Raw genomic sequence first — 8,894 nt, 5'->3', positions numbered from 1 at the left:
CGCCTCCGTCGTGAAGCGCGCGCTCGAACGTCGACTATCGGCCGTCGAAGGGTTCCGGAACCCGAGCGCCGCGCTCGAACAGTACCCCACGCCCGCGGACATCGCCGCCCACCTCCTCCACCTCGCGGACCTCCACGGCGACGTCGCCGGCCGCTCCGTCGCGGACCTCGGCACGGGAACGGGGATGCTCGCGCTCGGCGCCGCGACGCGGAGTCCCGAGCGAGTCATCGCAATCGAACGAGACCCGGAAGCACTCGCTGTCGCACGCGAGAACGAGGAGCGAGTCGACCCCGGCGTGGCCGTCGACTGGCTGCTCGGCGACGCGACGCGCCCACCGCTATCGAGCGTCGACACCGTCGTGATGAATCCACCCTTCGGCGCTCAAGCGGGCCAGCGCCACGCCGACCGTGAGTTCCTCGCCGCGGCGGCGGACGTCGCCGACGTCTCCTACTCCATCCACAATAGCGGGAGTAGGGCGTTCGTCGAGTCCTTCGCTACCGACAGGGGCGGCGAACTCACCCACGCGTTCGCCGCCGAGTTCGACGTCGACCGCCAGTTCGACTTCCACACGAGCGAGCGGGAGACACTCGACGTCGAGGCGTTCAGGGTCGAGTGGGCTACTCGTAGGTCTCGCGAGTAGCCACCGTCACGGTCGTGTTCCCCCGCTCGGCGAGCAGTCTCGCCTCCTGCCGGCGGAACGTCAGACCGCCGGCGCTCGTCGACTCGTTGACCGGCGGAATCCGCGCCGTTCCCAGCACGGAGTCGTTGCGCACTACTTCCAGAGTGAACCGACCGGTCTCGGCGTCGATGCGCACCTGTCGGTCCGCGACGACGGGGTCGGCGGTGGAACTGCTGGAGGCGAACACCGGCCGCCAGTCCGCGCCCGGCGGTTCGAGGTAGACGTTGTAGACGGGGCTGCCACCACGGGGCACCCAGCCGCGGCGGTGCGCCCAGACGGTCTCCTCCCAGCCGATGCCCCCGACCGTCACCGAACTGTCGCCGAAGAACGCGAGTTCGCCGGCGCTCACGCGCTCCGTCCAGATGGTGCGGCTGTCGCTGGCGACGATGACGCCGCTCGCGGAGACGTTCGTCGCCTGCGCGAAGAACGGCAACTGGACGGACGCCACCCGCTCGTTCTGCACGTCCTCCGCGTAGGTCACCTCGTAGCCCCGGATCTCGACGGGGTCGCCGGCCAGCGACGAGTCTTCGACGGTGGTGAGGTTGATGGGGACCGCGGCCATCGACATCGTGACGACGGGCAGCAACAGCAACAGCACCGCCGCCCTCCGCCCGGTGAGGTCGCGCGCGATGGTCGTCTCGTCGGCGCGCACTGCGGCGGTCAGTGTGAGCGCGAGCCCAACGACGAGCAGTACGCCGAGTGACCGGTAGAGGACGTAGTCGACGCTCTGACCGTACCACCACACCGCCCACAGCGACAGCGACGTCGCGAGGACGACCGACCCGAACCAGACGCGAGCGGCCGACGGGCGCTCCTCCCGGCGGGAGAGCAGGACCGCCGCCAGCACCGCGCCGACGAGGAATCCGAACAGGTGCCCCTGCACAGAGATGCCCGCCCACCACGGCGGTGAGAACGACGGCGAGACGGACGCGAACGAGATAGGGTTCTGGAGCACCGACCACAGCAGGGAGACCACGTCCCGGGCGGCGACGGCGACGACCGTCGCGAGCGGGTAGCGGACGAGCGCGAAGCCGGCGAACGCGAAGACGACGCCGGAGAAGCCGATCGTCGCCCCCCACGAGAACAGGCCCGTGAGCAGGGAGATGATGGCGACACCCAGGGGAAAGAGCACGAACGCGCGGACGTACGGGTTCGTCCGCCACGACCCGAACGACGTGGTTCCCCGCTCGGTGGGGTAGTGCGAGACTGCGTACTCGACGACCGGTGCGAGGACGAGCGTGCCGACGAGGTTGCTCGTGACGTGACCGAGGCTCGCGTGGGCCAGCGGCGCGGTCAGGACGCCCAGCGGGTAGAAGTACGACCAGGAGACGAACGGGATGACGAGCGGCGACCCGGTGCCGCGGGCGCCGAACTGCACGAACAGGTAGAAGCAGACGATGGCTCCGGTGACGACCAGCGTCCCCCACGGCACCCCGAAGAGGAGCCGGGAGCGCACGCGCTGCCAGAACGCGCGGCCCTCACCGCTCGACAGTACCACGACCAGGGAACCCAGGAAGACGACGACGCCGACCCACGCGGTCCCCCGCCAGACGTTCAGGGTGCCGGTGGCGACCGCGACGACCACACCGGCCAGTACGGCAATCGGCACGCCGTACGAGCGCAGCGAGAACTGGCGGAAGCGGGAGACGACCGCCAGCACTGCGAGGGCCACGAGGGCCGTGCCGGCGACCACCACCAGCGGGGAGACGTTCATACAGGTGGTGCCTTGGCGCGGGAGAATAAAGCAGTGGCGTCCGCGAGTTCCGCCGGGAACGGCCGCCGGTCCGTCAGCTGGCCGGACCGTGCTTCGTCCAATCAGGGCTTCGAAACGTTGAAACGCCGCAGTTCCGAATCACGGGGTATGGATCTGCGGGTCATCGAGAAGGGCGACGCGGAACTCACTATCGAGATCGCCGGGGAGAACCACACGTTCATGAACGTGCTGAAGGGTGCGCTGCTGGAGACCGACGGCGTGGAGGCCGCCTCCTACGACGTCAACCCCGAGCAGTCCGGCGGGCAGACCGAGCCGCTGCTCACCATCAAGACTGACGAGGACACGGACCCGCTGGACGCGCTGCAGTCCGCGGCGAACCGTACGGGCGACGAACTACGAGACTTCGCGGACATTTTCGAGGCCGCGGTCTAGCCGAGGACGACGTCCAGGTCGAACGTCCGGTCGGCGAACTCGACGGTGGACTCCCCGCCGTCGGTCAACGCCGCGACGTGTTCGTTCAGTAGCGTTCGACGCTCCGGACAGGTGTGGACGCGGACGCTGTTCGTCTCCGGACCGAAGTACGCGAGTGCGTTCTGTATCTCCGGCAACGCGTAGACCTCGGTCCCCGACAGCGACACGTTCGCGCGTTCGGCGCCCGTCAACACGAGGTATGTCGGGACCACACCCCCGGACGTTCCCGTCAAGTCGACGAACCTGGCCGTGTTGCACTCGACGGCCTCCACGACGGACCGCCCCGGTTCGAGGGGGCCGTTCGCCGGACATTCTCCCGGGTCGGTGTCGGGCGGCCCCGACGTACGGAAGTGTGACATACTGTCACTATTTACCACCAAAACCATAAGTGGTTCGCCGATGGGTTCAATGGCGAACCGGGACGCCGTGTTCGTCGAGGTACTGCTTCGTCTCCTCGACGGTGTAGTCGCCAAAGTGGAAGATGGACGCCGCAAGCGCAGCGTCCGCGCCGGCGTCGAAGGCGTCGACCATGTGCTGGGGCGACCCGCAGCCCGAGGACGCGATGACGGGCGTCGAGACGGTGTCGCAGACGGCGCCCGTCAGCGGCAGGTCGTACCCCTCCTTCGTCCCGTCGGCGTCGATGGAGTTGACGAACAGTTCGCCGGCCCCGCGCTCCTCGGCCTCCGCAACCCACTCCAGCGCGTCGACGCCCGTCCCTTCAGTGCCGCCCTTCACCATGCACTCGAACCAGCAGGACTCGCCGTCCACCTGCTCGTACTGCTCGCCGCGATCGTCGAAGCGGCGCTTCGCGTCGACGCTGATGACGATGCACTGGCTCCCGAACGCCTTCGCGCCCTCGGTGATGAGTTCCGGGCGTTCGAGCGCGCCGGTGTTGATAGACACCTTGTCGGCGCCCGCCCGCAGCGTTTCCTTGATGTCCTCGGTGTCGCGGATGCCGCCGCCGACGGTGAGCGGGATGAACACCTCGTCGGCGACCCGGGAGACGGTGTCGAGCATCGTCTCGCGGCCGTCCGAACTCGCCGTGATGTCGAGGAAGACGAACTCGTCGGCGCCCGACTCGTTGTACCGCTTGGCCATCTCCACCGGGTCGCCGGTGTACTCGAGGTCCTCGAAGTTGACGCCGGTGTACACCGCGGCGTTCCCGTCGTCGTCGATGTCCACGTCGATGCAGGGCACGACGCGCTTGGTGAGCATACCGTCGCTTGGCGCGAACACCGAATATGGGTTTCGTCTGTCCGCACCGCGCCCGCGGCGCCTGGTTCGGTACTGCCAAGTACGGCCCGTTCGAAGCGTCGCGCATGACCGCAGACCACGACGATACGCACGGCGACGCTCCAGGGACGGCCCACGACCCCGACGCCCACGAGGGCGGCGAGGCGGACCAGCGCGTCACGTCTCCGATGCAGGCGTACTCAAAGGGGAAGATTCTCGTCGGTTTCCTCGTCCTGCTGGTCGGCGTCGCGGTGGCGTACGTCCTCCCGACGCTGGCCTAGTCCAGTTCGCGGGCGAGCACGTCACGAGCAGCCACGATCTCCTCGAAGTCGTACTCGACGCCAGCGTCGCCGACGGACAGCGACAGCCCTCCGTCTTCGGTCGCCGTTCCGAGTGAGACGACCGGCACCGCGACCTCGTCCGCGAGCGCGTCGGCGTCCGTCGTCTCCACGACGGCCCGGCCGGGCGCCTCCGAGAACAGCGCGTCGATGCTCGGGACGTCTGCATCGACGCCAGCGTCCCCGGTCACCATCTCCGCGAGCGTGACCGCGAGGCCGCCGTCGCTCACGTCGTGGACGGCGAGCGTGGCGTCGTGGGTAGCTGCCCTGCGGACCGCCGCGACTCCCGCGTCGTCGACGTCGGGGAACGTGTCGCTGCCGTCGAACTGCGCGAGGTACTCGGAGCCACCGAGCGTGTCGTCGTGGCCGCCGACGAGGACGAGTTCGCCGTCGCCGCTGACCGCGCTCCCAGGCGCGTCGTAGCCCTCGCGGACGCCGAGCATCGCGAGCGTCGGCGTCGGCGGCACGGGACCAGCGACGGAGTCGTTGTAGAGGCTGACGTTGCCGCCGACGACGGGGACCGAGAGGTCGCGGCAGCCGTCCGCGAGGCCGTCCACTGCGGCCGCGAAGCCGCCGTAGACGGCGGGCTTCTCCGGGTTGCCGCCGTTCAGGCAGTCGACCGCTGCGAGCGGTCGCGCGCCCGCCGCGGCGAGGTTTGTCGCGTTCTCGACGGCGGTTGCGTACGCACCACGGTACGGGTCCGTGTCGGTCCAGTTCGGGTTCGCGCCCGCGGAGAGCGCGACGGCGGTCTCTTCCTCAGCTTCGTGGAGCGCGAGCAGCGCGCCGTCCTCGCCGGGTCGCCGGAGCGTCCGGTTGCCGACCTCGTGGTCGTACTGGCGGTACACCCAGCGCTTGCTCGCGGTGTTCGGACTCCCGAGCACGGCGTCGAACGCCTCGCCGAGCGGGACCTCCGGGAGGTCGGTCTCGGGTACCGGCGGGTCCTCGCGAGCGAGGTCGTTCATCGGCGCGCCGTCGGCGAGGAACTCGGCGGGCGCGTCGACGACTGTCTCCCCGCCGAACTCACAGACGTAGTTCCCCTCAGTCACGTCGCCGATGACCGAGCAGCCGAGGTCGTAGCGTTCGGCGACCTCGCGGACGGCGTCGACGTCATCCGGGCGGACCTCGTAGCACATGCGCTCCTGGGACTCCGCGAGGAGGATCTCGAGGGCGTTCATGTTCGGTTCGCGCTGGTGGACGGCGTTCAGGTCGATGCGCGCGCCGAGGTCGCCCTGGGCGACCATCTCGGAGGACGCGCCGCCGAGGCCCGCCGCGCCCAGGTCGCGGGCGGCGACGACGAGGTCGCGGTCGAGTAGCGTCTCGTTGGCTTCGATGAGGAGTTTCTCCGTGTACGGGTCGCCGACCTGGACAGCGGGCCGGTCCTCCGTCTCGGCGTCCTCCGCGAGGTCCTCGCTGGCGAAACTCGCGCCGCCGAGGCCGTCGCGTCCCGTCCCGTTGCCGACGAGCACGAGTTTGTTCCCCGGTTCCTTGGCCGCGGCCGTGACGAGGCGGTCGGCGTGGAGCAGCCCGACGCAGGCGACGTTGACCAGCGGGTTCCCCTCGTAGCCGTCGTGGAACTGCGTGGAGCCGGCGACCGTCGGCACGCCGATGGCGTTGCCGTAGTCGCTGATTCCCTCCACGACGCCCTCCAGGAGGTAGCGGGAGTGCTCGCGGTCGAAGCCCCCGAAGTAGAGGCTGTCCGCGAGCGCGATGGGGTAGGCGCCCATCGAAAGCGTGTCCCGGACGATGCCGCCGACGCCGGTCGCAGCGCCGTCGTACGGGTCGACGTAGGAGGGGTGGTTGTGGCTCTCGACGCCGAACGTGAGATAGAGGTCGTCGGTCACCGAGACGACCGCGGCGTCGTCTCCGGGGCCGACGACGACGTCCTCGCTCTCGCTGTCGAAGGCAGACAGCAGCGGGCGCGAGGAGCGGTACGCGCAGTGTTCGCTCCAGAGGTTCTCGAAGAGCGCGACCTCCGCGGGCGTGGGGTCGCGGCCGAGTTCGGCTTCGACCAGACGGCGGTCCGAGTCGGCGAGTGGCATTCACCTTCTTGGTTCTTCTGCGTGAGTTTAGTCGTTTCTATGTGCACGCTCGTGCAACTCCGCCGGGCAGGTCCCAGCGAGGGAGGTCCGTACCGGGGCGCTTTTGCCGACCCCCCTGCAATCTTGTTCCGTGCTGTCCGTCGAGCTGCACACCCACTCCGAGCTCTCCCACGACGGCCGGGACCCCGTCGAGATGCTGCTGGAGCAGGCCCAGGCGGTGGGTCTGGACGCGCTCGCGGTCACGGACCACGACGAGATAACGGCGAGCCTGCGCGCCGCGGACCTGGCGCCGAAGTACGACCTCGTCGGCATCCCCGGGATGGAGGTGACCAGCGCCGACGGCCACGTGCTGGCCATCGGCGTCCACGATGCGGTGCCCTCGGGGCTCCCGTTCGTAGAGACCCTCGACGAGATACGGGACCGCGGCGGCATCGCCGTCGTGCCACACCCGTTCCAGTCTTCACGGAGTGGCGTCGCGGCCAACATCACGCGGGACGAACTCGCGTCGGCGGACGCAATCGAGGTGTACAACTCGCGGCTACTCACCGGGCGGGCGAACCGCCAGGCCGAGGCGTTCGCGCTCAACCGGAACCTCCCGATGACAGCGGGCAGCGACGCCCACATCGCGGAGATGGTGGGGCAGGCCGTCACTCGGGTGGGCGCAGACGACCACTCGCTGTCCGCGATTCTGGACGCGATTCGCCGCGGCGAGACGAGCGTGGAGGGCAAGCGCACGCCGTGGTACATCAGCTTCCGGCAGGCCGCCGGCGGCGCGAAACGCCGCGTGCGCAACCGTTTCTCGGAGTTCTTCTGATGCGCGGGGCGGCCACCGAAACGGTCGCCGCGGCGCTCGAATCCGGCGACCCCCTCCCAGGGACTGGTGGCTTCGCCGGCGAACTCCCGGACGGCCGACTGGTCCGCGACGTGCTCGGACGCGAACTCTGTTACTACGACGGGGTGGAGTGGAGCCACGACCCCGACGAACTGCCGAGGTCGACGCTACTCCCCGCTGGCCACGTCCGTGAATCGGGGGAGACACGCCGGGTCTGGACGCTCCCGGACGTACCAGCGAACGACGAACGACCGGTCGAGCGGGTGCGCGACGCCATCGACAGCGTGCTCGACGACGTCGACACCGACGGTCTAGCGGTCGCGTTCTCCGGCGGCGTCGACTCCGCGCTAGTCGCAGCGCAGCTCGACGCCCCACTGTACGTCGTCGGCTTCGAGGGCAGCGCGGACGTCGAGGCCGCACGGGACTCCGCCGCCGCGATGGGGTGCGAGGGCGACCTGCGCGTCCACGAGGTCAGCCTATCGGACATCGAGGACGCTGTGCCGGACGTGTCACGGGTAATCGGGCGGACGAACGCGATGGACGTCCAGATAGCGCTCCCGCTATACCTTGTCGCGCGGCGGGCCGCCGCGGACGGCTACGACCGCCTCGCGCTCGGACAGGGCGCCGACGAACTGTTCGGCGGCTACGCGAAGGTGGCGAAGGCACCAGAGGACCCGCGGGTCGAGGCCGACACCGTCCGCGGCGCGCGCCGGGAGGTCCTGGAGACACTGCCGAACCAGCTAGAGCGCGACATCCGTGCGCTGCGGGCCGCCGGCGTCGAACCCGTGACGCCGCTGCTCCACGACCACGTGGTGCGCGCGGCGCTGACGCTGTCCGAAGAGTGGCTGGTCTCGGGCGGCGTGCGGAAGCGCGCGCTCCGCGAGGCCGCACGGGAGTGGCTCCCCGACCCGGTCGCGGACCGCGAGAAGAAGGCCGTGCAGTACGGGAGTCTGGTCGCCCGCGAGGTCGACCGTCTGGCCCGGCAGGCCGGCTTCAAGCGCCGGATGGACGACCACGTGACGAAGTACGTCGAGAGTCGCCGCTAACCGTCGCAGGCGGCCTCGATGGCCTCCAGGCCGAGCTGGACGGTGTCGGCGTCGAGGTCGCTCCCACGGAGGTCCGCGGGCGTGTACCACTCCCACGCACCAGGAGGTTCCTCGCCCGACGCGGGGTCGATGTCCCGCGACGGGACGATGGCGAAGTAGAGGTGGTCGATGTGCTGGTGGGCGACCCGCCCGTCCTCATGGACGTCGATGTCGTACAGCATCTGGTAGCGGGGGCTGGGGAGCGCTCGACCGTCCGGCGCGGGGACGTCGGGCGCGTCGCCGAGAATCGTCGCTTCGAGGCCGGTCTCCTCGCGGACCTCGCGGACGCCGGCCTCGTGGGGAAGTTCGTCGCGGTCGACGTGGCCGCCGGGCGGGATGCGAATGCCGAGTCGGTCGTGTTCGTGGAGGGCGGTCGCGCCGTCGTTGACGACGTAGACGGTCGCGGTGAAGTGGCGAGTCGTCTCCATGGTCGCTCAGGACACCGATAGCACGTAACCGGTTCGGAATCCGGGTGGGAGGTTCCCGTGGACCCAGCCGGTCGC

At 69.7% G+C, this 8,894-nt stretch carries 10 protein-coding genes; 5 read left to right on the top strand and 5 right to left on the bottom strand.

Annotated features, from left to right (window positions below; all coding sequences use genetic code 11):
- Positions 1–10 precede the first annotated feature (10 nt).
- Positions 11–640: an RNA methyltransferase gene (locus HALDL1_08810; protein AHG03687.1), complete on the top strand. Its 630-nt coding sequence runs from the start codon at positions 11–13 to the stop codon at positions 638–640.
- On the opposite strand, the gene HALDL1_08805 is transcribed toward HALDL1_08810, so the two are convergent.
- Positions 618–2,393, bottom strand: a complete 1,776-nt coding sequence (locus HALDL1_08805; GenBank protein ID AHG03686.1) for a rhomboid family protein — start codon at positions 2,391–2,393, stop codon at positions 618–620. The two genes, HALDL1_08810 and HALDL1_08805, sit on opposite strands and share 23 nt — an antisense overlap.
- A gap of 147 nt (positions 2,394–2,540) precedes the next feature.
- Here HALDL1_08805 and HALDL1_08800 point away from each other — a divergent pair, with 147 nt between their 5' ends.
- Complete coding sequence (locus HALDL1_08800; GenBank protein ID AHG03685.1) at positions 2,541–2,825, top strand: DNA-directed RNA polymerase subunit L; 285 nt, start codon at positions 2,541–2,543, stop codon at positions 2,823–2,825.
- Here HALDL1_08800 and HALDL1_08795 read toward each other — a convergent pair.
- Both HALDL1_08795 and HALDL1_08790 read right to left on the bottom strand, forming a co-directional pair.
- On the bottom strand, positions 2,822–3,223 hold the full coding sequence (locus HALDL1_08795; GenBank protein ID AHG05256.1) for a hypothetical protein: 402 nt from the start codon (positions 3,221–3,223) through the stop codon (positions 2,822–2,824). The genes HALDL1_08800 and HALDL1_08795 overlap by 4 nt on opposite strands.
- Positions 3,224–3,269: 46 nt before the next feature.
- Positions 3,270–4,079, bottom strand: coding sequence for an imidazole glycerol phosphate synthase (locus tag HALDL1_08790; protein AHG03684.1), 810 nt, complete (start codon positions 4,077–4,079; stop codon positions 3,270–3,272).
- A 26-nt stretch (positions 4,080–4,105) separates the two neighbouring features.
- On the opposite strand from HALDL1_08790, the gene HALDL1_08785 reads away from it, so the two are divergent.
- Complete coding sequence (locus HALDL1_08785) at positions 4,106–4,378, top strand: hypothetical protein (GenBank protein AHG03683.1); 273 nt, start codon at positions 4,106–4,108, stop codon at positions 4,376–4,378.
- On the opposite strand, the gene HALDL1_08780 is transcribed toward HALDL1_08785, so the two are convergent.
- Complete coding sequence (locus tag HALDL1_08780; protein AHG03682.1) at positions 4,375–6,474, bottom strand: phosphoribosylformylglycinamidine synthase; 2,100 nt, start codon at positions 6,472–6,474, stop codon at positions 4,375–4,377. The genes HALDL1_08785 and HALDL1_08780 overlap by 4 nt on opposite strands.
- A gap of 130 nt (positions 6,475–6,604) precedes the next feature.
- Between HALDL1_08780 and HALDL1_08775 the strand changes: the two genes are divergently transcribed.
- Both HALDL1_08775 and HALDL1_08770 read left to right on the top strand, forming a co-directional pair.
- Positions 6,605–7,288 carry a phosphoesterase gene (locus HALDL1_08775; protein ID AHG03681.1) on the top strand — a complete coding sequence of 228 codons (684 nt, stop codon included), beginning with the start codon at positions 6,605–6,607 and terminating at the stop codon, positions 7,286–7,288.
- On the top strand, positions 7,288–8,352 hold the full coding sequence (locus HALDL1_08770; protein AHG03680.1) for an asparagine synthase: 1,065 nt from the start codon (positions 7,288–7,290) through the stop codon (positions 8,350–8,352). The genes HALDL1_08775 and HALDL1_08770 overlap by 1 nt, the downstream gene beginning before the upstream one ends.
- Here the strand turns inward: HALDL1_08770 and HALDL1_08765 are convergent.
- Positions 8,349–8,819, bottom strand: a complete 471-nt coding sequence (locus HALDL1_08765; GenBank protein ID AHG03679.1) for an NUDIX hydrolase — start codon at positions 8,817–8,819, stop codon at positions 8,349–8,351. The two genes, HALDL1_08770 and HALDL1_08765, sit on opposite strands and share 4 nt — an antisense overlap.
- Between the last annotated feature and the right edge of the window lie 75 nt (positions 8,820–8,894).

Origin of the sequence: Halobacterium sp. DL1 (assembly GCA_000230955.3) — an archaeon.
In the GTDB taxonomy this organism is placed as follows: Archaea; Halobacteriota; Halobacteria; order Halobacteriales; family Halobacteriaceae; genus Halobacterium.
The sequence above is the reverse complement of the archived record's forward strand: the minus strand, read 5'-3'. Positions and strand labels throughout refer to the sequence as shown.